The organism is Haladaptatus litoreus (assembly GCF_900156425.1).
In the GTDB taxonomy this organism is placed as follows: Archaea; Halobacteriota; Halobacteria; order Halobacteriales; family Haladaptataceae; genus Haladaptatus; species Haladaptatus litoreus.
In genome coordinates this window covers 65350-91243 of record NZ_FTNO01000003.1, presented here as the reverse complement: position 1 = coordinate 91243, position 25894 = coordinate 65350, and the positions used below count along the sequence as shown (strand labels likewise).

The window sequence follows — 25894 nt, the reverse complement described above, 5'->3', positions numbered from 1 at the left end:
CCGAAACAACGATGATAGAAAACGAGGATTCAGTATGGGACGGAACGGCATCGCTCGTAGAGATTCGTCGAAACATACATGCGCACCCGGAAGCCGGATGGAAGGAGTTCCGAACCACGGCACTCGTCGCAACCGAACTCGGTCGGCTGGGTTTCACACTCCACCTCGGCGACGAAGCGCTAGCAGTGGAGGAACGGCTCGGCGTTCCGGACGACGATGAAATTGCCGCGGCGCGCGCCCGTGCTTGCAACGAAGGTGCTCCCGAAGAAGTACTAGAGAAGATGGGCAACAGTACCGGACTCGTCGCCGAACGAACCTACGGCGACGGCACTGGGCCGGTGGTTGGCATTCGCGTCGATATGGACGCGCTGGAAATAGTAGAAGCGCGCGATGACTCCCACGCTCCGATGCGCGATGGGTTCGTCAGCCGTCACTCGACGGAGATGCACGCCTGCGGGCACGACGGGCACACGGCCATCGGAATCGGCATCGCACGCAAAATCGGTGAGTCCGCGTTCGATGGGACGCTAAAGTTGTTCTTCCAGCCCGCAGAGGAAGGCGGCCGTGGGGCGATTCCCACGAGCAAAAGCGGCCACGTAGACGATGTCGATTATTTCGCGGCGTTGCATTTGGGCCTCGGCAACGAAACGGGGACGGTCATCGCAGGATACGACCGACCGCTCTGTAACTGCAAATTCCTCGTTCGATTCACCGGCCAATCTGCACACGCCGGCAATGCACCACAGGAGGGGTCGAACGCGCTCCAAGCGGCGACGACTGCGATACAGAATCTCTACGCGATACCGCGTCACAGCGACGGCGCATCCCGCGTAAACGTCGGAAAGGTTTCGTCGCCGAACGGACAGAACGTTATCTCTGACCATGCGGAACTGATAATCGAAGTTCGGGGTAAAACGACCGACATCAACGAATACATGATGGAGAAATCGCGGCACATCGTGGCCCACTCGGCAGCGATGCACGACGTGGAGTACGACATCGAGACGTACGGAAAGACGACGACGTTCGAAGCCGACGACGAGATGATAACCGCCGTTTCCGATTCTGCGGCGACAGTCGAAGGAGTGACGAACGTCTCGAAACGGGAGCGATTCGGCGCGAGCGAAGATGCGTCCTTCTTGATTCAGCGAGTGCAAGACCACGGTGGAAAAGCCACATACATCGGAATCGGCAGTGACCACCCAAGTGGTCATCACACTCCGAGCTTCGACATCGACGAAACGTCCCTTCGAATCGCCGTCGATGTCCTGCTCAAAACGATTGCAACCGTAGACTCCCGGTGAAAGTTTCGCCCCACTTCACAATCGCTTTCATCGCTAAAGAGTCCCAGCACAGTACGGATATCCAGCGGGCATAATTTCTCGAATAATTTAAATTTATAGCCATATATGAGAACCATCTTATAAACTATTCATATTATATGAAATTATGATAAAATAGAGTGAAGAGCCGAGGGTGTCCTACTCACTCCATTATTTTCCGTAGCCGGCAGTATTTAGATGAAACGAGATTAGAAGCAGAAATACACGTTTTCCCGCCCTCGACTGTCCGAAATACTACTGCGTGCTTGGAGGCACTGATTCCGATTGTCGGTTGCAGCGGCCATGATATTTGTGTCCCTCCACCGAGTTGGAATCATGACAAATTGAATATTATTATCTGAATCCGACTATTTGTATGACGTACCATATACGTTTAATACCCTTCGAAGATAGGTTACTCGGGAGAGATATCTTTCCGGAAGGTGATAGTATGGAAAGCCCCGAGGACAGTTCGAGCGGTGTTTCGGCTGTCGGTGTCTCAGCACCTTCTAACGTTCATGGTACACCCATCGTCAGTTTATACATACTCTCCTTTGCTTTCGTACGCCGACGGGTCGTCCTTGAACTTGTGCGCGATTTCTTCGAGCGTCTTTATCTCGACGTTCTCGTGCCCTTTCACGTACTGAATGAACTCCTCAAGATGCGGTATCATGTGTGGAAGACCGTGAAGGTCGGGGTGAATCGTCAGCGTGTACACGCCCGCTTTGCGGCGATTGTAGAGGAAGTCGAACTGTCGTTTGTAGTACTGTTCGTACAGCATCGCGGGGTCTTTGTAGCCTGCGTGGTAGTTCGGCTGTTTGACGAACAGCATCGGCGGGATGTCGTCCCGATACCAACTGATGGGGATTTCCACGACGTCGGTTTCCTCACCGTACTGGTACGGTTCCATCCACGTTTCGGGGGACTGGTCGTACTCTATCTTCTTCCACGAATCACCCTTCCGCATCCACGTCGGTTCGAACTGCGTCTCCATCAGACTGCTGTCGTAGAGGAAATCGTGTTTCTCCACGAGTTCGGGCGTGTTCTCACTGTACTCCCACCAACTGGCACGGTGACCAGCAGGTCGCTCTCCCGTTACGTCCTTGATGAGGTCGATGGACGCTTCGATGATCGTGTCCTCCTGTTCGCGGTTGAGGTCGGTCGGATTCTCGTGGGAGTAGCCGTGAATGCCGATTTCGTGCCCGCCTGCCGCGACGGCCTCGACTTCGTCACGGAACGTTTCAATCGTGTGGCCGGGGATGTACCACGACGTATCGACGTTTTCGTCTTCGAAGAGTTGGACGAGTCGAGGAATGCCTTCCTTTCCCGCCGAAATACCTCGGGAGAGGTCTGCGGGCGAATCTTCCCCACCATACGACCCGAGCCAGCCTGCCACACAGTCCGCGTCGATGCCGATTGCGACGTCAATATCACTCATTGTTGAGGAAAAAAGGACGGGTCGAACGTGCTTAGAAGTATGCCAAACCACGTATTTCACTCGTACTGCAATAATTTCCACTCGTGTTACAATATAAACACGATTTCGACGCAGAAACAGACTATTGTGGCGACGAGTCGATGACTACCCTATGACCTCGACGATTTCGATACTCGGAACCGGCGGCACCATCGCCAGCACCGACGAAACGGGCGGAGCAAAACCGAGCAAAAACAGCGAAGCGCTCGTCGAAGCCGTCCCACAACTCGCCGACTACGTAGACCTCGACGTGCGCGAAATCGCGCAACGACCGAGCTTCGACATGGATATTCCGACGCTGGAGGAACTTCGACAGGCGATAGAAGAGGCCGTCGAGGACGGTTCCGACGGCATCGTCGTCACTCACGGCACCGACACGATGGAGGAGTCGGCATACTATCTCGATTTAACTCTCGATGTCGGTGCTCCGGTCGTCTTCACCGGCGCACAACGACGCCCGGACGAAGTCAGTCCGGATGGCCCGGCAAACCTCGTTACGGCGGTTCGAGTGCTTACCGACGACCAAATTCGAAACTCGGGCGGCGTCTACATCGCGTTCGACGACGAACTGCACGCGGCCCGCGACGTGACGAAGCGACACACGCGAAAGCTCAATGCTTTCAACTCACCCGAGAAGGGGCCGGTTGCGGTGACCACCCGAGATGCGATTCGGTGGTACCGAGAACCCGGAAGCTACTCGGTCACTCTCGATGGAACTGGCGAACCGTCGGACATCGACGTTCGAATGATTAAATCCGGTGTGGGAGTCGGCGGTGACCAAATAGAAGACGCGCTCGACGCTGGAGTCGATGGAATCGTGGTCGAGGGAACCGGCTTAGGGAACACGACGGCAGCAGTAGGCAATGCCATCGAACAGGCGGTTTCGGCTGGTATTCCCGTCGTCGTCACGTCGCGCTGTTACGCCGGTTCGACGGCACCGGTGTACGGAACTGGCGGCGGTGGCCAAACACTCTCAAACTACGGAGCGATACACGGTGATGACCTCCCGGCACAGAAGGCGCGACTCAAACTGCGCTTGGTTCTACAGCACGTGGATGAGGCGTCTCAAGTACGGCCGTACTTCTCCAGCTACGAAACCGAATAGCCCAGTAGCAGGCAATGGCCACGAGGAGCGATAGATTCGACCTAACCGTCTCAAATCGTTCTGGTACCGACAGAGACGGCACAAATCTATTTGTCGTTGCCGTTATAACGATACTCGGTACCCGTGACTACGAACACGCAGACGGTGGTGAAGACGGTCGAACGGGGACTTCGATGCGCGATTGGGTTCGTGTTCGTCGTAGGACTTCGTCGCCGGAATCCGGGGGCAGTCGTCAATGCGGCCATCGCGCTCGCGGCGACCTCTCTCCCAGATATCATCGAACGACGGTACGACGTTACGTTCAGGCCATGGCAACGTCTGTATTCGAATACCGCGATGCTCACTCACTCTGTCGGGATGCTCGGGCCATACGACGACGTGTGGTGGTGGGATCATCTCACACACACTCATTCCTCGACGCTTCTCAGTGGACTCGTCTACGCCGCTTCGCGCCGCGAGGGCCGTAATCCCTGCCCGCGCGTTCTCGCCACCATCGTCGGTATCGGCAGCCTGTGGGAACTCATGGAGTACATCATCCACGCGGTCGCAAATCGCTTCGGGTTCGAACCGATACTCGTATCCTACGGCAAGTCGGATGTCATTCGCGACTTCGTATTCAACCTTCTCGGTGCGGTGCTCGTCCTCGTCTTCGGAGACGAACTTCTGCGAAACCTGTACGAGCGCGTCGATTACGCAGAACGGTAAGATTTCCAGCAACGATAAACTGGTAGAATTTCCAGCAATAGTAGACTGTGTTGTGCTACTAAAATTGATTCGGACGGAAAGAACGTAGGAAATCATAGGTGAAAGCCAATCTAGGAGAAACACTAGGAAATACTGATTAGACCTTGACAAAGGACTTAACAAACGCTCTCACCTGGTTCATCTATGGTAGAGATACTCTTTGCCGTCGGGCTTGCTGTCGCAATTTTTGTGGGTTTCAATGTCGGCGGTTCGAATACGGGCGTTGCGTTCGGCCCAGCAGTTGGAAGTCAAACTATCTCGAAACTCGGGGCTGCATCTCTCATGAGCATCTGTGCGCTCGTCGGTGGCTGGACAGTTGGCCGTAATGTTATCAATACGATGGGTGGTAAAATCGTTCCGAGTCGGTTTTTTACGCTCGAAGCGAGTATCGCAGTGCTCTTTTTCATCGGACTCGCGCTCTTCCTCTCGAATATCGTCGGCGTCCCGGCCTCGACCTCGATGACCGGTGTCGGCACGATTGCTGGCCTCGGCCTCGCAACTGATGCACTGAACTGGGCAGTGATGAGGGAGATTGTCTCGTGGTGGCTCGTGTCTCCAGTGATTGCCTTTTGGGTGAGTGCTGTTATCGGTCGATACTGGTATCCAACCCTCCTCGACTGGTTTGCAATCACGCAAACCAAAGGTTCACTGATTCACATCGAACGCTCGGGCTGGATTGTCCGACCAGCGCTCGGCCCAAACACGACCATGCGAGAGTTCGTCGGTACCCTGTTGGTTCTCGTCGTCGCCTGTTATACCGCATTTTCGGCTGGCGCATCGAATATGGCGAACGCAATCGCACCACTCGTCGGCAGCGGTGCAATCGACATGAACTACGGTATTCTGATTGCGGGGGCTGCCATTGCATTAGGTGCGTTTACGATTGCTCGACGAACGATAGATACGATGGGGAACGAGCTTACCGATATGCCTCTGCTTGCGGCACTGGTCGTCGCAGTCGTGAGTTCCACACTCATCACCGTCCTTTCAGCGCTGGGAATCCCGGCTAGTATCGTCATCGTTTCGACAATGAGTATCGTCGGGCTTGGATGGGGTCGTGCCACGCGTGTGAAAGAGTACACTCGACGCTCCACGATGATAGAAGAGGGGCCACCGGGAATCACGAGTGGTGCACTTGCTGTAGACACTGCAGATACACCGACAATTGATGAAGCCAAAAAGAAAGAGGCTCACGCCTCATCGACTACTGGAACGGATAAAAACCCGCTTCCTGCCATTGATGCGTTGTATAAACCATGGACGACTGCCCGCGTTATCGCCATGCAGAACATCGTTCCAGGGATTGCAACAGTCTCTGCGTACCTGTTGTTCGAGTTCGTTCCGCTCTTCAGTTAGACCGATTTGAAACTGTATCAACAGCGCTGTCCCAGATTACCTTCGTGCTTCTGACCCCGATTTAGGCGACATTTCGTTCGACGAACTCGCTCCCACGTTCGAAACGACGACTCGACAGCGAATCAATATCGACAAGCGAAGATTCGCCATCGACACACAGTTCGGCGACCAACTGTCCAGTCGCCGGGGCATGCTGGAAACCATGGCCCGAGAATCCGGCAGCAGTGACAAATCCGGGGATAGTTTCTTCGATGATGGGGTGGTGGTCGGGTGTCACCGCGTACAATCCCGCCCATCCCCTCCGGATGCGCGAATCGCCGTCGAAGTACGCTGTGTAGTCCGCCGCGTGTTCGACGGCAGTGGCTGCCCACTCGATAGCCATCGAATCCGAGTAGGCATCCGGATTTACATCAGCGTCCTCGTCATCGAAATGACCGCCGACTATTGCGGCCCCATCTCGTTCCGGGCGGAAGTACGACCCGGTATCGAGGTCGATGGTCAACGGATGGTCTTCCGGAATCGGCTGTGTCGGGTCGACAATCGCTATCTGTCGTCGCCGGGGGTGAATCGGCAGGTCAACGTCCGCCATCGAAGCGAGGTTCGCCGCCCACGCACCGGCAGCGTTGACGACGTAATCCGCATCGAGTTTCCCAGCGTCCGTCTCGACTCCCGTGACCCCCGATTCGTCGGTGAGGACATCACGGACGGCTGTTTTCGTCCGAATGTCGACGCCGAGTTCACGTGCCTTCGTCGCATACCCCTGCACGGCGAGATTTGGATCCGCATAGCCGTCCGTCGCATTGTAGGTCGCACCAACGAAACGATTTGAACGAAGACCAGGACAGTAGTCGGCAGCCTCTGACGGTGAGAGGTACTCGCTTTCGATACCGAGGGAGTTCTGCATCGCGACGTTTTCACGGAACTGCGTCGCTGTCTCTTCGGTACGCGCAAGGAAGAGATAACCTGACTTCCGATACGCGATGTCAACTCCAAATTTCTCGGTGAAAGAATCCCAGACGTCTCGGCTCGCCACCGACAGTCGAGCATTGATGTCTGTCGAGAACTGCATCCTGATACCGCCAGCAGAGCGGGCGGTGCTTTCCATGCCGATAGAACCCTTCTCACAGAGAGTAACGTCCATTCCCGCTTTCGCAAGGTAGTATGCAGACGATAGGCCGACAATCCCTCCTCCGATAACGATAACGTCCATATGTACAGACACAGTATTCCGGAGCGAAATAAGTTTACTGTGAACATATGTCACGATGGCAGTTGGCAAGGGAAAGAAGAGATATAAAACAGCAATCTGGAACGATCAGCCACCGAGAAACTGCCTGCGAACCTCCTCGTCGTTGAGCAGTTCATTCCCGGAGCCTTCGTAGCGATTCTCTCCTTGTGCCAGCACGTAGCCGCGGTCACAGCGCCGCAACGCTTCCTTGGCGTTCTGCTCGACCATCAAAATGGCCGTTCCAGCCTCGTTGACTGCGTCCACACGGTCGAACATCTCTGTGACGAGGTCCGGTGCAAGACCCGCCGAGGGTTCGTCCAGCAAGAGGAGGTCCGGATCGAGCATCAGTGCACAGCCCATCGCAAGCATCTGTTGTTGACCGCCGGACATCGTTCCGGCCTTCTGGTCGAGACGTTCCGCGAGAATCGGAAAGCGGTCGAAGACCGCTTGACGGCGCTCCTCAGGGATGTCGTCGAGAATGTAGGCCCCCAGTCGAAGGTTCTCCGCCACGGTTAGCGAGGGAAAGATGTTCGCCGTTTGGGGGACGTAGCTCAATCCTTTATGGATGACCGATTCAGGCGGCAAATCGGAAATGTCCGTTCCATCGAAAGTAATGTTGCCGCCGAGACGGTCAGCAATGCCGAAAACGGCTTTCATCGCCGTGGACTTGCCAGCACCGTTTGGCCCGACGATGGTAACGTATTCATCAGATTCGACGTGAAGGTTGATGTCGGAGAGTACCTGCAGGTCGCCATAGCCGGCGTCGAGTTGTGAAACGTCGAGCAACGTCATCCGGCTACCTCCACCTTCGAGTGAAAGATGCTGGACGCATACTGCCAGCAGTAAATGGAAGGTGACTGCAGTCGCGGTTCAGTGCGTTCGTCGGTGTGTTGTATATCCATTGTTACTCTCCAAGGTACGCTTCGATGACACGCTCGTCGGACAGCACTTCCTCGGGAACGCCTTCCACGAGAAGACGTCCCTGTTCGAGCACTATCAGACGATCAACCAGTTCAGTTAGCGTTTCGAGTTCGTGTTCGATGATGACGATGGTCATTCCTTCGTCATTGAGCTTCCGAATACGGTCGGCGATTTCTTGGGTCAGTGTCGGATTCACTCCCGCAAAGGGTTCATCCAGTAAGAGAAGTTCCGGGCCGAGCATCAGCACCCGAGCCATTTCAAGGAGCTTTCGCTGCCCACCCGAGAGATTACTGCTGTATTCGTCAGCGAGATGGTCGAGTTCGAACGCTTCGATCAGTTCGTCCGCACGACGACGAACCGTCTGTTCTTGCTCCTGCATCGACTCGCTGTGCAACAGTGCAGGAATGGTACGCTCCCCAAGTTGGTCGGGTGCGGCAAGCCGCACATTGTCGCGCACCGTCATCGTTTCCAGTTCCCGCGTGTGCTGGAACGTCCGAACGAGTCCAGCTTGGGCGAGCGTTTCGGGCGAGTCACCAGTAATCCCCTCGCCATCGAAGGTAACCTGACCGGCGTCGGGGGGGACGACGCCACTGATGCAGTTAAAGAACGTCGACTTCCCTGCACCGTTCGGCCCCATCACACCGACCAGCTCGTCACGTTCGATGGAAACCGACAGTTCATCGAGGGCGCGAAGACCACCAAACTCCTTACTAAGCCCTTCGACGTCGAGTAGCGTCACGAATCCACCCCCAACTCTTTCGCGTTGCCCCAAATGCCAGCTGGCCGGTAGCGAATAACGATTATCAGTATCATGCCGACGACGACGAGTCGAATGGACGCAAATGCGTCAGCAGACACTGGCGCAACACCGAGCGCGAACCGTGACAGCAGGCGAAGCCCCATGATAATTGCAAGCCCTGCGAGCACCGCGCGGTTGTTAGCGGCACCACCGAGTAGCATTCCAATCCAGACGGTCACCGTTACTTGAATGGTGAAATACCCCGGAGCGACTGCACCGTTGTAGAGTGCAAATAGACCGCCGGCAAGTCCCGCAAGTGCAGCACCGTAGACGAACGATTGCATCTTGTAGGTGAACGTAGCCTTGCCGACCGACCGTGTGACCAGTTCATCTGCTCGGATAGCTCGCAACACCCGACCATACGGTGCGTCGGTCAACCGAGTCACTACGGTAAACGTCACCGCGGTGAAACCACCGATGAGAAGGAGCGTTGCTAACAACGCGGTATCAGCATCGCCAGCGAGCTCTTTTACTGGCTGCGGAACGCCAAGAATACCGACGTTGCCGCCGAATATTCCGCGGAAATTGATGAACAACGTGTGAAATATTTCCGCGGTCGCAAGCGTTACGATGGCGAGAAAATCGTCTCGCAGACGGAGAGAGGTAGCGCCGACGATAGCACCGAGTAGTGCCGCAGTGACTACACCGACAACGAGCGTCAGCGGCCACGGGAACCCTAATCCGATACCGGCGAAGGTATCTTGGGCCGACAACATCGCCACCGTATATGCGCCGACAGCGAAAAAGACCACGTGACCGAAATTGACGAGACCTGTATGGCCGTACTGGAGATTGAGTCCCAACACCAGTATCCCGTAGATAACGAACAGTATTCCAACCTCGAAAAAGACGTAGAGTCCGCTCGGAAGCGTTGTGCGCAGCGGAGTGAGCGTGAGTACTGCCCCCAATACGATGCAGATACCTCCAAACAGGAGTGCTCGTTCCGAATCGCTCTTGGGGAGGCGGTCGGCAACACTCATGCTTCTCGCACCTCCTGTCCCGCGATACCACTCGGCTTGAGCAGTAGGACAACCACGAGCACGAGGAATGCAATTGCTGACGAAATGCCGGTCATCCCCGAGGGGAGAAACGCCACCGACAGTGCCAGCATGAGGCCGATAACGTACGACCCCGCGATGGCACCGTATGGACTCCCTGCACCGCCAAGAATTGCCGCGGACAGTATCTGTAGAATGTGATTGAAGCCAGTTCCGGCACTGACACTCGTCTGGACACCGATGAGGACTCCCGCTAACCCTGCGAGAACTCCGGCCAGCACCCAGACGCTGTCCCGAATCATCTGCGTGTCGATGCCACGGACGCGGGCTAAGTTTTCGTCGTCACCCATCGCTCGCATCGCGATACCGACGTCTGTCCGTGTCAGTAGCGTGTGCAACGCGAGGAAGACGGTGACTGCGCTTCCGATAACCAAGAGCTGTTGGGTGGTGATGAAAAAGTCACCGAGCAGATTCACCGACCCAACTGAAAGTTCTGGCAAGTTCTCTACCCTGAACGTCGTCACGTCAGTGTCAAAGTATCGACCGCTTCGTCCGGCGGTGAGGCGGATAACGTTCCGTAGCACCAGTCCCAATCCGATCGATGTCAACAGCATCGGCACGGGGCCGGTTTCGTTGATCGGAGTGAAAAACAACCGAGCGAGAACGAGACTGACACCACCGCTCGCAACCATTGCAACGACGACTGCGATTGGAAGCGGCATCGGGAGCATACCAGCAGTGACGACACCGACGAATGCCCCGATAGTAAGATACTCGCCGTAGGCGAAATTTATCATGTTTACAATCCCGTATATGAGGGTGAACCCGATTGCGGCGATTGCGATGTATGAGCCTGTTACGAGGCCGAAGATGATATTCTGTGCAAGTCCCATATTTAGTATTGATCTTCGCTAACGAACTCGCGCAGGTCTTCTGCAGGTATGACCTCCTGCTCGGTGAACGTTCCATCCTGCGCTGTGTTGATACTCACTGAACCAAACACATTCCCGAAGTTGGTGAAGCTCATCGACGTTGCCGCGCCGCGGTAAACGATTTCCTCGTCGTTTCCTAACGCTTCTTTCCCCTCGGCGAACGTGGCAACTTCGGTGCCGTCGCCGCGGGTAACTGGTCCGAGATTTCGTTCGATTGCTTCGGCATTCGCTTCACCTGCTCTCTCGACGGCTAATGCAGTAACTTGAATCGCATCCCACGCAGGGGCAGTCCACGCGTTCAGTTCGGCGTCACCTCCACCCTCGTACGCTTCAAGAAACGTATCATAGTTCGGGCCAGACTGTCCGGGACTGGCGGCCCACGCACCATTCAGGTCGCCACCGACCTGCTCGGCGAGTTCGTTCTGCGAGAGCGGGTCCGAGAGAATCGGTTGACGCCCGTAACCGCCGTCAGCCCAATCGGAGAGGAGAGTGATTGCATCTTCCAACGGGATGCTCACGGCAAATGCGCTAAACTCAGTTCCGAACAACCGGTCGAGAGCAGACTGGTAGCTCGACTCTCCTTGGCTGACCTCGACTTGGTTTGCGACCGTCCCGCCACCGTTCTCGTAGGACGTGATGAAGCCATCAGCCCAGCTTCGTGCACCTTCCGTGGTGCCATTTATAACACCAATCGTGTCGTGATTCTGTTCGAGCGCTCGTTTTGCAGCACCGGCCGTATGAACGGTGTCGCTGATAACGGTTCGCCAGATCCACTCGTCGTCGTCAGTATTTTCCGGGGTTCCTTTGTCACCGCCCCGGGTATCGAGGAAATTCGAACCGGGCCATGGCGTCACGATAGGCGTCTGTTGTTCCTGTAAAAAGTTGAACAGTGGGTTGATTTCGCTAGAAAACAGTCCGAGTAGGGCCACTGCATCGTCGTTGTCGAGCAGTTGGGTGACCACGGACCGAGCCTCCTGTGGATTGACGGCGGTGTCACGCCGAACGACCTCTAATTGGGAATCCAACGGCCCGTCAGCGCTGTTGATTCCCTCGACAGCGACGTCAGTAGCCTGAGAGACACCGGGTTGGAGAAAGTCCCACTGTCCGGTCTGTGCTGCAGGCTGTCCGAAGACGATTGTATCCGAACCACCGCTCCCGCCGAATCCGAGGCAACCGGCCGTGGCGGTGAGTCCACTAGCGCCGGCAAACTTGAGAAACGTCCTCCGATTTACAGTTCCCATGCTATTTGATACCATCACACTTGAGATGCACAAACTAGTGATATATAGCTTTACCCCTCTGTGATGGGGAAATAGTTTTTATTTTTGGGAATTTTACAATAGCTACTTAGTAACTAGATCATTTTATTGTAATTTTCGCATTTATAAATAATATATGAATAGAGAAAGCAGAGTCGTCTCGTGCCGCGTATGATTTGGTACGCATCGTGTATTACTACGTTTAACTCGAAATCGGCGTCCAATTCCAAGTGTCTGATTGCCTTTGGCAGCTCGGAAAACACCGTAGTGTCTACGATCTTCGGACGAGATAATCGGTAATCCAAATCATGCTCTTCGAATGTCTCGTAGATCGCTTATGGACTCGGCGTTTGGGCGTGTGACAGGTATGCTGTGAGATCCGTCGTCGAGATCATCCCGATAACTCCCTCCGTCTCGTCTACGACTGGCATGTGATGGAATCCGTGTTCGACCATGGCGTCTGCGACGTCACGAACGGAATCTTGTGCCGTCGCGGTAATCACATCGGTCGTCATGTAGGTTTTAACAGGCGTCTCGTCCTTCGGTTGTCGTTCGGCCACGACACTGACGAAATCGGTGGTGGTCAGTATCCCAGCGAGTTGATTATCGCTCCCGACAACGACGACCGAACCGATATCGTTGGTGAGCATTTTCTGTGCTGCCTCTTCGACGAGCGTTTCCGGTGAAACGGTATGGAGGTCGGTAGACATGAGCTGTCCGACGAAAACATCATCCATATTCATTGGTCACTGTGAGCGTTCATAAGGGTTGTCACCATTTTGGATTCGATGTCGATTAAAGCGTCACCTCCTGATTTCAGTATCGTTATTTCTCTTGGTTACACGGCAGCACGGGGTCGATATCGTACTCCGAGAGCACGTCTTTCAGAACGTCAGCACGTGCGGTCACATCATTTGGACGGTGTGAATCGCTGCCAATGGTAAACGGAACGTTGTACTCTCGCAAAATCTCGAAAAACGTACTTCGGGGATGGATTATCTCGTCCGAGAGTGTTCGACCGACGTTGATTTCCGGAACCGTCCGTGAGTTGGCGAATGCATTCGCTACTCGTCGATAGTGCGTTTCCGTAGCAAGTCCTCGCAGGGGCGGTGTTCGTTCCAGTAAGTCAACGTGGGCCGCAATATCGAACAACTCCGAGTCGATGAGTGCGACGAGTTGGTCGAAGTACCGATCGACGATGTTCTTGCGTTCGTCCAGAGAATTGTCCTCGAAGGCCGACGCCACCTGGACGTTCGTTTCCATTACATAGTGAACGCTGCCGATGGTGTAGTCGAAGTCGGCCTCGGAGAGAAACGCTCGAATACCGGCTTCGTCACGGGTATCGTAATCCATCTCGACTGCATCGTATATTTCTATCTCGGATTCCGCTCGGAGGTGGTTGATCGCGTGTCGCCGTCGCTCGTACGTTTGATCGAGGTTGAAACCGAACATGGCGCGAGCGTCTTTTGCCGATGTCAGTGAAGAAACATTACAGTGGTCTGTAAAGCCGATTCCGTCCAATCCGGCCCGTTCTGCTGCTCGAACCATTCGAGAAAGGAACTGTCCATCCGAGTAGTTCGAATGGCTATGAAGGTCATGCATTGAATGTTTAGTCTTTTCTCGTCAACTTATCAATACCGCTCACCTGCACTCACGTGTCTTTCAATTGAGGTTACGGTTCACGAATAACCAGCAGGTAGTTATCGTAATCGTGGCTGGGATACGAGTTGAATTCTGACGAATCATGGACTCACTCTGCGGTGAACGTCCTGTGGACGTTCCCGCAACAATATACACCGTGTCACCAACGACGCGGAGTGTAGCGGCACTAAAGTGGGCGTCGGATTTGGGGTTGGCGCGGTCGCCTGGGCAAAGCGTGTCGTATGTGGTGATGAATGATTCGAAGCAGTCGCAGGAGCGGGTGATGTTGGCGAGTGAGGAATCAGACGAGTATGATGTCAGGTTTTATCGGGAGTTATTGGTTCGTGCAGCAGCGAGTGTATTGTCACCGCTAGGGTGGCGTGAGAAACGTATCGAGAGAGAATTAGAGCAATATACCGAATCCAGTTCACAGTCATTCGGTTAGTACGATCTGAAGGATATACACTATACGTACCTACTGTTTGCTTATACCGTGAAGAACTGTCTGTGCGGAAAGAAATCACGCTCTGTCTCTATCAATTGTCTCTGGTAACGGATCGACACGAAACACATAGTCCGCATAGACGCCACCAAGATTTGTGGGACTTTCTTCAGCAGTATGCCGTTGGCAAAGATTAGCCTCTGCCTCAACACTCCCGTGACCCGTTTCTTCTTGGTAGCGTTCGAGAACGACGAATTTCGCTGGCTCGTCGCACCCACGACGGTGACATGTCTGGGATGCGTCCGAATTTTCTTCTCTCTCGTATCGAGATTCATCTGCTTCATTCAGGTCGTCACGTGGTTCGGTTTCGTCCATACGTTCCCGTGCCTGTTCAACTTCCCACGCTCGCTGGCGGTTCTCTTCGTCACGGGCTTGCTTGTTTCGGCTCTTTTTGTTGTCCGCCATATCATATTTAGGCGAACGAAAGGGATAACACTGTGGCCGCTACTCGGGACTTTTTTGCTAGGGATTCATGTGTTCTCATACGGAAATTGTGGGACGGAAATTCGCCTATCAAGAGTAGACTACTTCCCCTCTATGAGATCCTCAAACGGTCATGACATCCGGGCAGAATCTAGAAGATTAAATCCGTTATGTTAAATATTCAACCATATCTGGCATGATGCTCCGTTTGCTCCTTTCAACCATCGGTTTCACTGAACTGCTTTTACCAAATACACTAATCGATCGTGCTGAGCAGCTCGCACTCGACAATCCCGATGACTGTGAATTGCAGTCGTGGATTATTCCTGGTGCGCGGATCGAAGGACTTCTCATCGTAATTTCCATGTGGCGAAGCGACCGCTCGTATGCTGCATTCAAGCGGGAGGATTGTTCGGTACACTGCCACAGTCGGTCTTGGTTCGTCCGCGTATTCGACTGTTTTTTCGCACTGACCGCTACAAGAGTGGTTGAGCAATCGTGGAACCACTTCGAGAAGATGTGAGCAGGGATTACTCGTAGTAGGCTTTTCGTTCGACGACCTCAGCGAAGGCGACGCTGGGTGTGACGTTCGTAATCTCGACGGTGACTCGGTCACGTTGTTCTGTATCTGGTACGATAATCACGTAGCCACGGTCGACGCGAGCGATGCCATCGCCTTGTTCGCCGACACCTTCTATTTCGACCGTTCGACGGTCGCCTTCTTCGACTGGGGCTGTTGTTGGGCGCGACTGTCGATCCGAGTTCTCTTCGTTTCGTGTCGTCGGTGAGGCTGTCGAGGATGGTGTCTTTTTCGCTTTGCTATCCGCTGGCGCTGGTTGTTTGAGCAGCGCGACACGATAAGCAGTGTCTGGTTGGATGTCACCGTCCACAATCTCTTGAGTCGGCACTGTGAACGTGTATGATTCATTCTCTGCTTCGATTTCGCTGCTGAAGAGACAGCAGAGTTCGTCGGGGATTTCCATCTATCCACACCATCGATCTGAGAATACAAGAATCTGTGTTTGTATTCGCTACTGAAGATGGCTGTACGGACGTGAGTAGTGACTCGGCAATCGGTGTGTGAGAGCTCTCGCTATCGACCGCAGGCGATCACCTCTGGAGTACTCGGTAGTCGAAACGGGCAGCGGCGAGCAACGCATCGTCGATGTCTTCGAGAACTTCAGCCTTGACGTCTGTTGGGAGGGTACCGAAGGCCATCCGCGCGGTATAGAGATGCTCGTGGAGTGTATCGAACGCCGTTGCCGGTGTGTCGTCCTCATCGGCACCCGGCGCGCTCTTTCCGTCGTTATTGGCGTTCCGATTGACCGTATCGTCTGCGTCCGGAGTAGGAATGTCGTACTCTCCCCGCCGAAGTTCCGTGGCATACATGCGACCGACATATTTCGCTTGCAGAATCTCGGTCACCCAGTGGTGGAGATCATAGAGCCACTGGTCACGCGTCAGTTTGCCGCCTGTGTCGCTATCACTCGTGTCCGATGAGGGACTTGGTTATTGGCGTGAAATTCACCCTGCAAAGCTCGCCTCCTACTGTGATGATCAGAAAATTAAGCTATACACGTACAAGCACGCGAAAGGACTACGAAGACTATTTGCCAGGGATCAAAGGGACGCTCGGATATCTCGATTTCCTCCAGCAGAACGACGAATTCGTCTATGAGGATAGAGAAGTCATGGGAGGGTACTTCGGCGAGGGGTGGAATAGACTCCTAGTCATTTAGAATCGCGTTGAAGAGACTGCGTCGCTCGAAGAACAAGATAACGAGATCAAAATTCTACAGGCGACGGAAGTCGAGACTGAACTAAAGAAGGTTCTTGAACGGTTTTTCTGAGAGCCTTCTTCGTCTGAACGTGTATTCTGTAGTTGGTCATCGTATACTGATATCACACGTCTTGAAAAGAAATCTCGGTGACTTATTTCCTCTATTAAAACAGTCGATTGAATCAGCTTCTGGCTGCCAGTAGTTTGATAGCACTGACTGGACTAGCTGGCAGTATGCCACGACAATTTAGCTGTGTGGTCGAGGGATGTGACTTTACCGCGGATGGAGTAACTGAAGAAGAAGTGCTTGAGCAAGTCCAAGAACATGCAGATGCCGAGCATCCCGATATGGATGTGGAAGAAAGTATGGTTCGAGAAAACATAGAAGAAACATAGAACCAGTTATCCGTTACTCAACTTCTTGTGCTCCTGTGCCGAGTAGAGTTCTTCCCACACTATCTTAGTGAATCAACCATATTCGAACATAGTTCGTTGCACCACCGAATATCGGCACGATACTTCGAATCCACGAATCACTCATCCTCGACCCCTCTAGTTTTCACGGGCGCATCATCAGGTGTCCCACTCTTGTTCAACAACGTTTCTGGATACGTCGAATACGCGAGCCCGATCAACAACTGTTCGACTTCAGCAAGTGTTGCTGGCACCCCATACGGATCGTCGTTATCCTCGCCCCACGCGTGAACCCAGAGATACGTCTGCTCGTTCAACGTCCGCGTTCCCGGCTCGAATAATGCCTCTGCCCAGTGGGCCTTTCGCTCGTCTTCACCACTGAGTGCCATCGAGAGTTCCCCAATATGCCAGTAATTCCCGTCCCCCCATCGTGCAAAACTTCGCGTCGCGTTTCGATTCTTCGCGATCTCGACGAAGTTCGAACTCAACTTTCGCTGTTTGCCGTATGCCTCTGCTTTGCCAATGTACCTCGGAATCACATCGCCCGCATCAACATCCTTGGCTGGCGCATCGAGTTGGTACATCATGTAGAGCAAGCCCTCACAGCCGTCCTCACGGACACCAGTCGAATCAACACACTGCAACTCTGCACGACGATGGGGTGAATCGAAACTATCCGCTGGAGTTGCCATCCATGTTCTCACGTGTCGTTGTCCCTTGGGTCTATGATCGAATGGGCGATATTTGGACCGAATATGAGTGATCGAATTGAGTCTACTTCCGCGGTTACAGGCGAAAAGAATCCCGTTTTGACCGTGTCGTCCAATCGCTCAGGTTGCCCACGCATCCTCATCGAGAAGCCCGTATGAGTGATCCAACTCGGCCCAGAGGTCGTCAATTTCATCTCCCAAATCTGTTTCATTGAGTCGCCTGCGAAGTTCCTCCGCCTCAGTGGTCGACAAGTGTATCCGCCATCCACCAAACGGTCACTGCCGGAAACCCCGACTCACGCATCGCCGTCAGTCGTTTTCTCTGCAATCTGACCACTAGTATTGCGTTCTCTCGGCTATCACTAAAGTACGGACACGTCACCCGGCGCGACTACCGTAAGCGCAGGATCAATTAAGCGGTTGCACTTCACGACAGCAAAGTGAGGTCGGTTAGTCTTCGGTCTCGTGGCCGTTCGATTTGCGTTCTTGGTCGGGATGGTCTGAGACGTACACCGTGGTGTTCGCAGGGATATCCTCGGTAATCCAGGAGTTTGCGCCGATACTGACGTGATTGCCGACAGTGATGGCGCCGAGGACGTTTGTCCCGGCACCGATAACGACGTGATCGCCAACGTCTGGGTGGCGCTTATACCCTTTCTTGAGTGCGTGGTCGGTGTCCTCCTCTTCTTCGAAGTGGAGGGCACCGAGGGTGACGTTCTGGTAAAGCCGGCACCAGTCACCGATAGTGGTGGTCTCGCCGATGACGACGCCGGTGCCGTGGTCAATGAAAAAATAGTCTCCGATCTCGGCACCAGGATGGATGTCGATGCCTGTCTCGCTTTTTGCGGCTTCAGTGAGTTCGCGGGCGTACTCCTGCTTGCCCTCCTTGTACAGTTCATGAGCGGCACGCTGAGCGACGATGGCGTGGAATCCTGGATATGCTCGGATAACCTCAAGGTAGGACTTCGCAGCAGGGTCGCCTTTGTACGCGGCTTCGACGTCGCGTTTCAGGCGCTCTCTGATATTGGGAAGATCGTCGATGACGGCACTGATGCAATCCTGAGGGTGAGCGTGGGGAGCATACAATTGGCAGCCTCGCATGAGTTGCTTGCCGAGTTCAGTGAGGGTTTCTTCAACGTCTTCGGGGTCAGTGTGATCTGCGTAGGCGTTCCAGCAGCTCGGGAAGAGGAGGCGACGAAGGAGAGTGAGTTCAGTGCGCGCGTGCGGGGTCTCGGGGGCGACCCGTGGCTCGTGGACCGGAAAGGGAGGCTCGTCGGCCTCGTAGGCGGCGACTAAGCTGTGGTGAGCGTTGCCGGTGTAGCGGTACTCCATCACTCTTTTCGTAAGGGGGTAGCTGGGAAGAGGCTATGGGATCCGATAGGAGAATTGACATTCATGAGTTGAGCGACCCGACGAAATCATCGACGAAGGACGACGCAACTTGGGCGGTGTCACCGTCAGTAATGACAACTACCTCCCGAAGTGCGAAGACAACGAGGACGATTTCGAACCTAATATCTGCGACGGTCTCGACGACTTGCGTTCGACTACTGTGCAACCGTGGCGTTTGGAGACCGATCTATATGACAAGCGCCGACAGAGCAACGAGAGACCGAACAAATTTCAATAGCGGTTCTACCACAGCCACGACAACAGATTTCACAAGCGAAGTGAATATTCGAGTATGACCGACCAGACAATTACGACCGCCGCCGTTGGTCGGACGAGTGCCCCACCTGACGAAGTCGATCTCCAGTTTGAAGCCCATGCAGTCGACCCGGACGTCACTCTACTCGATCCCGTCTCTCTCGTGGGAATGTATGGTTAAAAATCTACGACCACCCGCAAGAGACGAAACGAGGACCACTCCACCACAGCAGAAACCAGAACCTACACGACGATTCCCACCACCAGTGTCCCTATGACACAAACCGTCAACGAACTCCGAAACGAAATTCGACAGGCTGTCGGGAGATACGAACGGATGGAATCGACAGCCTTCACTAAAGAAGCTCTTGCAGCACTCTGTACAACTGTAAACTACGATATCGACACACACAACTTGCCCTCCAAACCCCAGATGCGGGCTGGTATCCTGTGGAAAATCGGCGAACTGGACGATGATGACCCAGAACAGACTTCAAACGCGTTCCGGAAGGCGGAACTCGAAGCAATTGCAGCTGCATTGCAGGACAGAGAGTGACTGCGAACTAACTCATCTGTCTCCACCAACTCGACGTGATGATAGTGAAACTTTTCAGAACTCTGTCTCGATAAGTGCATAGGTTGTGGTACAAACCAATCGAAGAGTCATTCTCTTCAGGCTTGCCCGATAGCGTGATCCGTCAGCCACTCTACCACTGCATCGTTGGTGTCAGTCACGCGGTCGATGGCGTCAAAGACTGCACCCGCGACAGGACTCATCGCTGGTTCCACAACACGATAGTCCTCAATATCCGTGATTTGCCGGCGAAATTCGGCGCTCATGTATTCACTTCGGAGCACGCTTCCTGCCGAAGCGACAGTCACTGGGTTGTTGAGGAATCCACCAACGAGACGAACGCCGGTCACTACCTCTGCGATAGCGTCATTACACATCGTCTGTGCAGTGAGATCCCCATCTTCGGCGGCAGCCGTGATCAATGGTGCAACGCTGTCAAGTGGATTCCCAGACGGCACGTTGGTGAACCGATCCTCATCGCAGACAGCCATCCTAAGGTCGGGCACTGAATCACAGTCCCAGTGATCTAAGAGTTGGTCCCCGAGTGTCCATTCTACGGGCGTTTCACTGCCGAGTATTGCATGGAGTGCCCGTTCACCGAGATTGTGTGCACCGGCACGGGCGTACTGTATGAAATCGTAGTTGCTGATTTGCTTGCCGTCAGCTGTGATTCCGAACACGAGAGAGCCAGTGCCACAGATTGCGACGATGCCTGGGTTGGTCCGGAATGCTCCGATGTGAGCGATCTCTTCGTCGGTAACTACATGTGGCTCGCAGGCAAGTCCATCAATGTCCAGAGCTTGTTCGGTCGACGTGTAATCATCGGAGATATTGAGACTCCCTACCCCGGCTGTGAGTGCTGCCACATCGCCAAGCGATTGCTCGGCGTCGGCGAGCGCGGTCCGAACACCCTCACGGAGGTTCTGTCGAGCCATCTTCGGATCATTAAATTCGGTACTCGCGCCACCTCGCTTAGCGACTCCCAATATATGTCCGTCGAGATCTGCAACGGCAACGCGTGTCCGAGTACCACCTCCATCGAGTCCAACCACCACATCGTTGCTCATTGATTTCATTGACGTAGATTGTCAAGATAAATCCTCTGGTCGTCTAAAACTCGGATTCACGAATCACTCGGAGAATATTGTCGCTTGTGATCCGAATTATTAGTTTTTTCAGCTCTTCTGCCACTGCTCTTTTGTGGCATTGTCCCGTTTGGACGCTTGTATGGCTGATTTGATTGTCCAATCCGCAGTGAAAGAACAGCTCGAAGGACATAACGTGGCTAGCGACTTCTACGATGCACTCGACGACGAAGTCGCATCGATTCTCGAGGACGCTGCTCGACGAGCCGACGAAAACGATCGCAAAACCGTCCAAGCGCGCGATTTGTAGCTGCTCATCGCCTCAAGATAGCATCAACCTGTTTTTTTTTGTTCGTCGTTATAAAGAACTCATTCCGTTAGGGACTAACCGCTATTCCGGTTGAATCTAATGTAGAGTTTCTGCTCGCCATAATGTCACCTGTTCGAATAGGAAGGAGGTGGCGAGGAAGAGGGCGTGTGGATCGGGAGTGATGGCGCCAGACCCACGTGGGAGCCCATTCAGTGTGTCAGAGGCAACCGCGCCACAATCAGTTACTTGGTGGAGTCCGGTAAATGCTTTGTGTTAATGTTAAAAAATGAGACAATCAAATTTCCCTTGAGGACGACCGAGTGCAGTCAGCTATCACCGTATCGAGTGCTGCAATGGCTGCATCGACATCTTCGATATCGTCTCGATCACATCGAATATTTTGACGCCACCATCCCTTTCGGTAAATTACCAGCGCCTCGTCGTTGAGTGAATAGCCTGTGAACGCTATCCACGGTCGGAACCGATGCAACAGTGGTCGATGAACAACGAGACCAGCATCTGTAACCCGAAACGTCCGTGGGTTCGCTGAACCTGCAAGCGGTGCCCAGAACACCATCAGCAAGTATAGATTTCCCGCCCACTCGACGCCAAACACAACGTGTGCAATGATACCAGCACTACCCCCGAGAATCGCGATAATCATTGCGCCATACGAGATCTGTCGCCACCATTGTGGCCACCGTCCCTCCCATTCTGTGATTTCAGTAGTATTTGCAACAGCAGCAGTTGTGTATCTATTCCGACTCATCGTGACAAGAGGCAGACTCGTAAACATCCCACCGATCATTGTCACCATCGCAAGTACGATTGCAATGCTGGGTGGTGAAATTCCGATTTCTGATGCTGCGAAAACACCGACAAAGGGGACAAACGGAACCGCAACGAGCAGCCAAATCAGGTCGTGGTGACCAAGCCGAACTGCGAGTCCGGCTGTGTGAGAAATAAGCCACCCAGCAACTGCAGTGAAGAGGGCAATGAAACCAAGATAACTCATATACAGGATACCACCATCCACACTAACGGTCGAAATCCCCAGAATGGCTATCGGAGTGAGGAGGATGGCAACATAGAGACCAGCGACGAACGCATAGAGCGTGTCGGGGCGTTCACCGTTCGATAGATTTCCCCGAGATTCAGTACGTGTCGCCATACTCACTAGTTCCCCACAGTTGTTGAAAATACTACCGGATGAATGAGTTTTCGACGGCGCTTTTGATTGCATCACGGCACAGAAGACGCACACACAAATCATCCAGCTAGGGTCAATCTCGAACTCCTGACTGTCTTCTTGCGACAAACAATAGATGCGAAGAAGATTCTCGCGTGCTATGGTTGTCCAGAATTCGCTGGGAAAGCCTCAGGAGAGATTTGAACTCTCGACCGACTCCTTACAAAGGAGTTGCTCTGCCAGCCTGAGCTACCAAGGCACTCTCAAAATGAGTCATCTCCGGCAAAGGGTTTTCGTTTCAAATCTCAAAACCAAGAGGCCAGAACTTGCTTGTTTACCTTACTTTACCGGAAACCGTAGTAGTGCCCAACACCACTGAAAGCAGCCACGAACTGGGATCCACGTTCGGTATCACTGGCGATCACATATCCGTCACCACCTTGCTGTTTGACAGCTGTTTCCAACTTTTCTCGTTGGCTTCGCGGTACTGTCGATGCGATAAGTACCGACTCAACTGCTCCGAACTTGATCGCTCGCTCAACCTCCTCAGCACCATATGCAACCAGATCGTCATCTCGAAGCCGTGAGTAGAACTCATCAAGCCGCTTGCGGCCTTCCCGCTGTTCGGTATCGAGCAGTTGCTCATCTGCTTTCTTAACAAGCTGGTCCAACCCTTGTACGGTCGCATACTCAACCGAGTACGTTCCGAGCAGACGATTACGCAACCGATGATCAAGGTAGTTGTCGGAGACGAACCGCTTTGCGGTCCCAAGCGTTCCTCCAACAACGAGCCCAGTGACCGTGCCCTCGTCACCGGTAAACGCATCGGTGGCAATATCTCCGACTTGCTGGAAGAACTCGTGGACTTGCCGTTCGCGGTCGCGCTCGAACCGCTGTGCAGACTGCCCACCCGCCCGCGATTTCCCCATCACTTGGCTTTCGAAGGTTCGAATCGGGATAATGCGCTCTCCAATGAGTCGTCCAATGGCAGCACCACCACGTTCGATGACGATGAGTCCAAAGGTCTCATTCGGCGTAACTGATTCAATCAGCGGTGTGAGGTCGAAGTGATCGTCACATCGGTACGTCGACTCGGCAACTGGAGTCGGCAAGTCGTCGAAGATAGTGGAGATTAACTCACCCTCAACGACACCTACATAGACCACGAGTCCATTCTCTGGTGTCTTTTCGTATCGACGGAGCATCCGCTGGACACGTTTGAGAGCTTGCTGGACGTGGTCTCGTGTTTGATCGGATTTGATATTCTCTGCACTGGCGTATTCTTGGGCGATTCGCTCTCGAATCGAACCCAACGACTTGCTGTTAGGAATGGTAACGGTGACGAGTTCAGTACCGTCGCCGGTGAGCGATTCGAAGTGCTCGATCTGTTCGCGAAGGTCGTATGGTTGTGACATTGTATACTGGTGGCTTGTGAGTAGTTGATTGACGATGCCGTGAGGCCGGTTCAACGGCCCCTGCCACCAGCTATGAAAACAGAGAGATACCGCTCATCGGCTGCATGACCGTATTGATGCACAAATGTGAGCGGTCCATATCACGACACAGGTATCGCTCAGCTAAAAGAATTCTGGAGAGTTACGCTTCTGTATCGACTGGCACCCGCTCGAATCCCATCGTCGAAAAGTCACTGTCGAAGGCGAACAGATGCTCTACCTCGTGCTCTTAAGCAAGCGCTGCACTCGTCTGATCCACGAACGAAATCTGCTGGTCGTCAAAACGCTCGAACTCCTCACACGCTGCATTGAACGTCTGTCTTCCTACTGGCAGGAGATTGATCGTTTTCGACTGGCGAACCGTCGAAAGCGCCTCAACAGCTGCTGTGTGCCCAATCTGGTACAGCATCAGTGTCGCAAACTCCGAGAGTACATACCGACTCGTAAATATTGGCCCATACTCACCGGCTTCCATTCCATCGAACACAGCATTCGCCGCGTCGTGATTCACATCGTCTTCACCAAAATCAATACGGTTCTACAGACTGTCTAATGAGTCTTCGCGAACGTCGAAGACGTTGAGGTACTTAATGTTGGAAAAGTCCTCGTCGGCCGTAACAAGGAGCATTTCCTTCCGGCGAGCGATGCCAGCGATCAAGATGTCTGCCCCGTTGATGAGCTCGCCTTGTGACGCCAGTTCTGACTCAATCTCCGCCGCTTCGAGTGCGGAATACCGATCAAAGCCGACGTTATTCGCCCACCGGAGTTTGTAGTCAAGATCGGGGATATCGGCAGGGCCGTCGCTACGCAACCGGTCTCTATACATTTCGTAGAGGACAAGCGTGGGAATCGAAACGGGTTCGTCGCGTTCGCCTTTGTACTCCACGAGGAACTCTTTCGTTTCGGGCGTGCGGTCGGTATAGTCGATTAAAAAGCTGGTATCGAGGAGTGCGCCAGGTGATTAACTACTCATCGATTGTTCTCATCTCGCTGCTCGGCGTGCCGCTCGGCGCGCTCGTCAAAAGCAGCACCGAGATCGTCGTGTGCTTCGCGAACGCGTTCTCCGAAATCCGTTCCGGCAGCAGCACCCCAGCCAGCCAGGTAGTTCGGCTCGTCGCTCTCGTCAGCAATCCACCATACCTGGCCGCGTGGTCCGACCTTCATGCTCTCGACGACACCGCGAGACTCAAGAGATTTGAGACGGTCGAGGACGGCGCGCCTGGTGATCGGCAACTCATCCGCGGCCATCTTCGTTGTTAGCACGGGGGTATCAACCCGGCGAAGGACGCGGAGGAGTTCCTCGTCAGTGACTCAGGGGTGTCGCCCCGGGCCTTTGTCAGTGCTTTCGCCCATGTTTCACTGTATCAGTGCGACCAGTATGAACATTCTCTCCGTGAGAAGGAATATTAGATATAGGGCCTTAATGTCCCAATTGATAGTATTGAGTTGGTTCCCGCAGTAAGAATTCTTCCAAATGCAACTCCGAAAGACCATGTCAACGAAAACGTCTAGTGAACTTGAAGTTGACGAGACGGCACAGCAACGCGCACAGGCCGAACAATTTGCCATCGACGTCGATGCTCCCGGACTCATCGAAGTCACTAATGAGAGCCACGAGAACTCCGCAGACCACCAGTACACTGTCTCCATCGACGACGTAACCGAGGAACTGATGGCCTGCACCTGTCTACACTACGTCCACCGCAACGCTTTCTGCAAACACATGGCCGCCGTCGAAAACACAACTGGCGACGGGACGCTTGAGGCCTTCCCCTCCGAGGACGAAGACAATGCCGAACCCGAAGATTACGACTGTGACGGCCTCGGTGACTTTCCATGCTGGCCGTGCGTGCGAACGGGACGGAAAGAACTGCCAAACTAACCACCCGTTTCAGCCTTTTTTAGCCATGCCAATTGACGTTCTCGGACATCACCGACCAGCGAACGCTCACAGGAGTCTAGATTAGGAATGAAACTATTAGAGTTTGAGCTATAATAGTCTCACCACTAATTTCGAAGCACAT

Annotated in this window: 30 protein-coding genes, 1 tRNA gene and 1 pseudogene; 9 read left to right on the top strand and 23 right to left on the bottom strand. The window is 53.8% G+C overall.

Translation table 11 applies throughout. The features are described 5' to 3' along the window. The first annotated feature begins 11 nt into the window (after nt 1-11). The gene (locus tag BW974_RS14820) at nt 12-1304 is read left to right on the top strand and encodes an amidohydrolase (protein WP_076431046.1); all 1293 of its coding nucleotides are present in this window, start codon (nt 12-14) and stop codon (nt 1302-1304) included. A gap of 556 nt (nt 1305-1860) precedes the next feature. Here the strand turns inward: BW974_RS14820 and BW974_RS14815 are convergent. Next, nucleotides 1861-2760, bottom strand: a complete 900-nt coding sequence (locus BW974_RS14815; protein ID WP_076431045.1) for a polysaccharide deacetylase family protein — start codon at nt 2758-2760, stop codon at nt 1861-1863. Between the two features lie 151 nt (nt 2761-2911). Here BW974_RS14815 and BW974_RS14810 point away from each other — a divergent pair, with 151 nt between their 5' ends. From BW974_RS14810 to BW974_RS14800, 3 genes are all read left to right on the top strand, one after another. After that, on the top strand, nt 2912-3904 hold the full coding sequence (locus tag BW974_RS14810; RefSeq protein ID WP_076431044.1) for an asparaginase: 993 nt from the start codon (nt 2912-2914) through the stop codon (nt 3902-3904). A gap of 123 nt (nt 3905-4027) precedes the next feature. Further along, nucleotides 4028-4609, top strand: coding sequence for a DUF2238 domain-containing protein (locus tag BW974_RS14805; protein ID WP_076431043.1), 582 nt, complete (start codon nt 4028-4030; stop codon nt 4607-4609). A 183-nt stretch (nt 4610-4792) separates the two neighbouring features. Further along, complete coding sequence (locus tag BW974_RS14800; RefSeq protein ID WP_076431042.1) at nt 4793-6004, top strand: inorganic phosphate transporter; 1212 nt, start codon at nt 4793-4795, stop codon at nt 6002-6004. A 61-nt stretch (nt 6005-6065) separates the two neighbouring features. Here the strand turns inward: BW974_RS14800 and BW974_RS14795 are convergent, their stop codons facing one another. The 11 genes from BW974_RS14795 to BW974_RS14740 form a co-directional block, all read right to left on the bottom strand. Beyond that, the gene (locus BW974_RS14795; RefSeq protein WP_076431041.1) at nt 6066-7214 is read right to left on the bottom strand and encodes an NAD(P)/FAD-dependent oxidoreductase; all 1149 of its coding nucleotides are present in this window, start codon (nt 7212-7214) and stop codon (nt 6066-6068) included. A gap of 105 nt (nt 7215-7319) precedes the next feature. Then, nucleotides 7320-8024, bottom strand: a complete 705-nt coding sequence (locus tag BW974_RS14790; RefSeq protein ID WP_076431040.1) for an ABC transporter ATP-binding protein — start codon at nt 8022-8024, stop codon at nt 7320-7322. Nucleotides 8025-8136: 112 nt separating this feature from the next. Next, the gene (locus BW974_RS14785) at nt 8137-8892 is read right to left on the bottom strand and encodes an ABC transporter ATP-binding protein (protein WP_076431039.1); all 756 of its coding nucleotides are present in this window, start codon (nt 8890-8892) and stop codon (nt 8137-8139) included. After that, complete coding sequence (locus tag BW974_RS14780; protein ID WP_076431038.1) at nt 8889-9932, bottom strand: branched-chain amino acid ABC transporter permease; 1044 nt, start codon at nt 9930-9932, stop codon at nt 8889-8891. Before BW974_RS14780 ends, BW974_RS14785 begins: the two co-directional genes overlap by 4 nt. Beyond that, nucleotides 9929-10843, bottom strand: coding sequence for a branched-chain amino acid ABC transporter permease (locus tag BW974_RS14775; RefSeq protein WP_076431037.1), 915 nt, complete (start codon nt 10841-10843; stop codon nt 9929-9931). The genes BW974_RS14780 and BW974_RS14775 overlap by 4 nt, the downstream gene beginning before the upstream one ends. 2 nt (nt 10844-10845) lie before the next feature. Continuing rightward, on the bottom strand, nt 10846-12138 hold the full coding sequence (locus tag BW974_RS14770) for an ABC transporter substrate-binding protein (RefSeq protein WP_076431036.1): 1293 nt from the start codon (nt 12136-12138) through the stop codon (nt 10846-10848). 338 nt (nt 12139-12476) lie between these two features. Next, nucleotides 12477-12878: a CBS domain-containing protein gene (locus BW974_RS14765; protein WP_076431035.1), complete on the bottom strand. Its 402-nt coding sequence runs from the start codon at nt 12876-12878 to the stop codon at nt 12477-12479. Between the two features lie 88 nt (nt 12879-12966). Beyond that, the gene (locus tag BW974_RS14760) at nt 12967-13743 is read right to left on the bottom strand and encodes a PHP domain-containing protein (RefSeq protein ID WP_076431034.1); all 777 of its coding nucleotides are present in this window, start codon (nt 13741-13743) and stop codon (nt 12967-12969) included. A gap of 559 nt (nt 13744-14302) precedes the next feature. Further along, nucleotides 14303-14689: a hypothetical protein gene (locus BW974_RS14755; RefSeq protein ID WP_076431033.1), complete on the bottom strand. Its 387-nt coding sequence runs from the start codon at nt 14687-14689 to the stop codon at nt 14303-14305. 548 nt (nt 14690-15237) lie between these two features. Next, on the bottom strand, nt 15238-15690 hold the full coding sequence (locus BW974_RS14745) for a TRAM domain-containing protein (RefSeq protein WP_076431031.1): 453 nt from the start codon (nt 15688-15690) through the stop codon (nt 15238-15240). A 127-nt stretch (nt 15691-15817) separates the two neighbouring features. Then, nucleotides 15818-16096: a BTB/POZ domain-containing protein gene (locus BW974_RS14740; protein WP_076431030.1), complete on the bottom strand. Its 279-nt coding sequence runs from the start codon at nt 16094-16096 to the stop codon at nt 15818-15820. A 625-nt stretch (nt 16097-16721) separates the two neighbouring features. On the opposite strand from BW974_RS14740, the gene BW974_RS14730 reads away from it, so the two are divergent. Then, nucleotides 16722-16883: a DUF1059 domain-containing protein gene (locus BW974_RS14730; RefSeq protein ID WP_084186307.1), complete on the top strand. Its 162-nt coding sequence runs from the start codon at nt 16722-16724 to the stop codon at nt 16881-16883. Between the two features lie 137 nt (nt 16884-17020). Here BW974_RS14730 and BW974_RS14725 read toward each other — a convergent pair whose 3' ends face one another. The 4 genes from BW974_RS14725 to BW974_RS25725 all read right to left on the bottom strand — a co-directional run bounded on the left by BW974_RS14725 (nt 17021) and on the right by BW974_RS25725 (nt 19169). Beyond that, entirely contained in the window at nt 17021-17593 is a 573-nt protein-coding gene (locus tag BW974_RS14725; RefSeq protein WP_175609706.1) for a hypothetical protein, read from the bottom strand. 138 nt (nt 17594-17731) lie between these two features. Further along, nucleotides 17732-17863, bottom strand: a complete 132-nt coding sequence (locus tag BW974_RS26995; RefSeq protein ID WP_281247698.1) for a hypothetical protein — start codon at nt 17861-17863, stop codon at nt 17732-17734. 198 nt (nt 17864-18061) lie between these two features. Further along, nucleotides 18062-18943 (bottom strand): serine O-acetyltransferase EpsC, encoded by an 882-nt coding sequence (gene epsC, locus BW974_RS14720; protein WP_076431028.1) that lies wholly within the window; start codon nt 18941-18943, stop codon nt 18062-18064. Between the two features lie 61 nt (nt 18944-19004). Next, nucleotides 19005-19169 carry a hypothetical protein gene (locus tag BW974_RS25725; RefSeq protein ID WP_175609705.1) on the bottom strand — a complete coding sequence of 55 codons (165 nt, stop codon included), beginning with the start codon at nt 19167-19169 and terminating at the stop codon, nt 19005-19007. A 126-nt stretch (nt 19170-19295) separates the two neighbouring features. Here BW974_RS25725 and BW974_RS25720 point away from each other — a divergent pair, with 126 nt between their 5' ends. Together BW974_RS25720 and BW974_RS14715 are read left to right on the top strand one after the other, a co-directional pair. Next, the gene (locus BW974_RS25720) at nt 19296-19439 is read left to right on the top strand and encodes a hypothetical protein (RefSeq protein ID WP_175609704.1); all 144 of its coding nucleotides are present in this window, start codon (nt 19296-19298) and stop codon (nt 19437-19439) included. Nucleotides 19440-19532: 93 nt separating this feature from the next. After that, nucleotides 19533-19814: a hypothetical protein gene (locus tag BW974_RS14715; protein WP_076431027.1), complete on the top strand. Its 282-nt coding sequence runs from the start codon at nt 19533-19535 to the stop codon at nt 19812-19814. Between the two features lie 116 nt (nt 19815-19930). Here BW974_RS14715 and BW974_RS14710 read toward each other — a convergent pair whose 3' ends face one another. Further along, entirely contained in the window at nt 19931-20899 is a 969-nt protein-coding gene (locus BW974_RS14710; RefSeq protein WP_076431026.1) for a BadF/BadG/BcrA/BcrD ATPase family protein, read from the bottom strand. 160 nt (nt 20900-21059) lie between these two features. Here BW974_RS14710 and BW974_RS14705 point away from each other — a divergent pair, with 160 nt between their 5' ends. Further along, nucleotides 21060-21227 carry a DUF1931 domain-containing protein gene (locus tag BW974_RS14705; RefSeq protein WP_076431025.1) on the top strand — a complete coding sequence of 56 codons (168 nt, stop codon included), beginning with the start codon at nt 21060-21062 and terminating at the stop codon, nt 21225-21227. A 295-nt stretch (nt 21228-21522) separates the two neighbouring features. On the opposite strand, the gene BW974_RS14700 is transcribed toward BW974_RS14705, so the two are convergent. The 6 genes and pseudogenes from BW974_RS14700 to BW974_RS14675 form a co-directional block, all read right to left on the bottom strand. Beyond that, nucleotides 21523-22545: a hypothetical protein gene (locus BW974_RS14700; RefSeq protein ID WP_139328888.1), complete on the bottom strand. Its 1023-nt coding sequence runs from the start codon at nt 22543-22545 to the stop codon at nt 21523-21525. Nucleotides 22546-22601: 56 nt separating this feature from the next. Next, nucleotides 22602-22675: transfer RNA gene (locus tag BW974_RS14695), tRNA-Thr, on the bottom strand. A gap of 85 nt (nt 22676-22760) precedes the next feature. Beyond that, the gene (gene prf1, locus BW974_RS14690; protein ID WP_076431024.1) at nt 22761-23831 is read right to left on the bottom strand and encodes a peptide chain release factor aRF-1; all 1071 of its coding nucleotides are present in this window, start codon (nt 23829-23831) and stop codon (nt 22761-22763) included. A gap of 268 nt (nt 23832-24099) precedes the next feature. After that, nucleotides 24100-24402, bottom strand: coding sequence for a type II toxin-antitoxin system VapC family toxin (locus BW974_RS14685; protein ID WP_394329569.1), 303 nt, complete (start codon nt 24400-24402; stop codon nt 24100-24102). 6 nt (nt 24403-24408) lie between these two features. Then, nucleotides 24409-24807, bottom strand: a pseudogene (locus tag BW974_RS14680) (PIN domain-containing protein); the annotation flags it as partial. A gap of 32 nt (nt 24808-24839) precedes the next feature. Then, nucleotides 24840-25034, bottom strand: coding sequence for a hypothetical protein (locus BW974_RS14675; RefSeq protein WP_245800110.1), 195 nt, complete (start codon nt 25032-25034; stop codon nt 24840-24842). A 328-nt stretch (nt 25035-25362) separates the two neighbouring features. On the opposite strand from BW974_RS14675, the gene BW974_RS24725 reads away from it, so the two are divergent. Further along, a complete protein-coding gene (locus BW974_RS24725) occupies nt 25363-25752 on the top strand; it encodes an SWIM zinc finger family protein (RefSeq protein ID WP_139328887.1) in 390 nt (129 codons plus the stop codon). The last annotated feature ends 142 nt before the right edge of the window (nt 25753-25894 follow it).

Coding starts and splice junctions, on each gene's coding strand:
- BW974_RS24725 (WP_139328887.1), top strand. CDS start 25,363: ATGTCAACGAAAACGTCTAGTGAACTTGAAGTTGACGAGACGGCACAG.
- BW974_RS14800 (WP_076431042.1), top strand. CDS start 4,793: ATGGTAGAGATACTCTTTGCCGTCGGGCTTGCTGTCGCAATTTTTGTG.
- BW974_RS14775 (WP_076431037.1), bottom strand. CDS start 10,843: ATGGGACTTGCACAGAATATCATCTTCGGCCTCGTAACAGGCTCATAC.
- BW974_RS14730 (WP_084186307.1), top strand. CDS start 16,722: ATGCCACGACAATTTAGCTGTGTGGTCGAGGGATGTGACTTTACCGCG.
- BW974_RS14810 (WP_076431044.1), top strand. CDS start 2,912: ATGACCTCGACGATTTCGATACTCGGAACCGGCGGCACCATCGCCAGC.
- BW974_RS14760 (WP_076431034.1), bottom strand. CDS start 13,743: ATGCATGACCTTCATAGCCATTCGAACTACTCGGATGGACAGTTCCTT.
- BW974_RS14770 (WP_076431036.1), bottom strand. CDS start 12,138: ATGGTATCAAATAGCATGGGAACTGTAAATCGGAGGACGTTTCTCAAG.
- BW974_RS14725 (WP_175609706.1), bottom strand. CDS start 17,593: ATGGCAACTCCAGCGGATAGTTTCGATTCACCCCATCGTCGTGCAGAG.
- BW974_RS14755 (WP_076431033.1), bottom strand. CDS start 14,689: ATGGCGGACAACAAAAAGAGCCGAAACAAGCAAGCCCGTGACGAAGAG.
- BW974_RS14795 (WP_076431041.1), bottom strand. CDS start 7,214: ATGGACGTTATCGTTATCGGAGGAGGGATTGTCGGCCTATCGTCTGCA.
- BW974_RS14815 (WP_076431045.1), bottom strand. CDS start 2,760: ATGAGTGATATTGACGTCGCAATCGGCATCGACGCGGACTGTGTGGCA.
- BW974_RS14715 (WP_076431027.1), top strand. CDS start 19,533: ATGACACAAACCGTCAACGAACTCCGAAACGAAATTCGACAGGCTGTC.
- BW974_RS14820 (WP_076431046.1), top strand. CDS start 12: ATGATAGAAAACGAGGATTCAGTATGGGACGGAACGGCATCGCTCGTA.
- prf1 (WP_076431024.1), bottom strand. CDS start 23,831: ATGTCACAACCATACGACCTTCGCGAACAGATCGAGCACTTCGAATCG.
- BW974_RS14745 (WP_076431031.1), bottom strand. CDS start 15,690: ATGGAAATCCCCGACGAACTCTGCTGTCTCTTCAGCAGCGAAATCGAA.
- BW974_RS14790 (WP_076431040.1), bottom strand. CDS start 8,024: ATGACGTTGCTCGACGTTTCACAACTCGACGCCGGCTATGGCGACCTG.
- BW974_RS14710 (WP_076431026.1), bottom strand. CDS start 20,899: ATGAGCAACGATGTGGTGGTTGGACTCGATGGAGGTGGTACTCGGACA.
- BW974_RS14705 (WP_076431025.1), top strand. CDS start 21,060: ATGGCTGATTTGATTGTCCAATCCGCAGTGAAAGAACAGCTCGAAGGA.
- BW974_RS14765 (WP_076431035.1), bottom strand. CDS start 12,878: ATGGATGATGTTTTCGTCGGACAGCTCATGTCTACCGACCTCCATACC.
- BW974_RS25720 (WP_175609704.1), top strand. CDS start 19,296: ATGACCGACCAGACAATTACGACCGCCGCCGTTGGTCGGACGAGTGCC.
- BW974_RS14780 (WP_076431038.1), bottom strand. CDS start 9,932: ATGAGTGTTGCCGACCGCCTCCCCAAGAGCGATTCGGAACGAGCACTC.
- epsC (WP_076431028.1), bottom strand. CDS start 18,943: ATGGAGTACCGCTACACCGGCAACGCTCACCACAGCTTAGTCGCCGCC.
- BW974_RS14675 (WP_245800110.1), bottom strand. CDS start 25,034: ATGAAGGTCGGACCACGCGGCCAGGTATGGTGGATTGCTGACGAGAGC.
- BW974_RS14740 (WP_076431030.1), bottom strand. CDS start 16,096: ATGTATGCCACGGAACTTCGGCGGGGAGAGTACGACATTCCTACTCCG.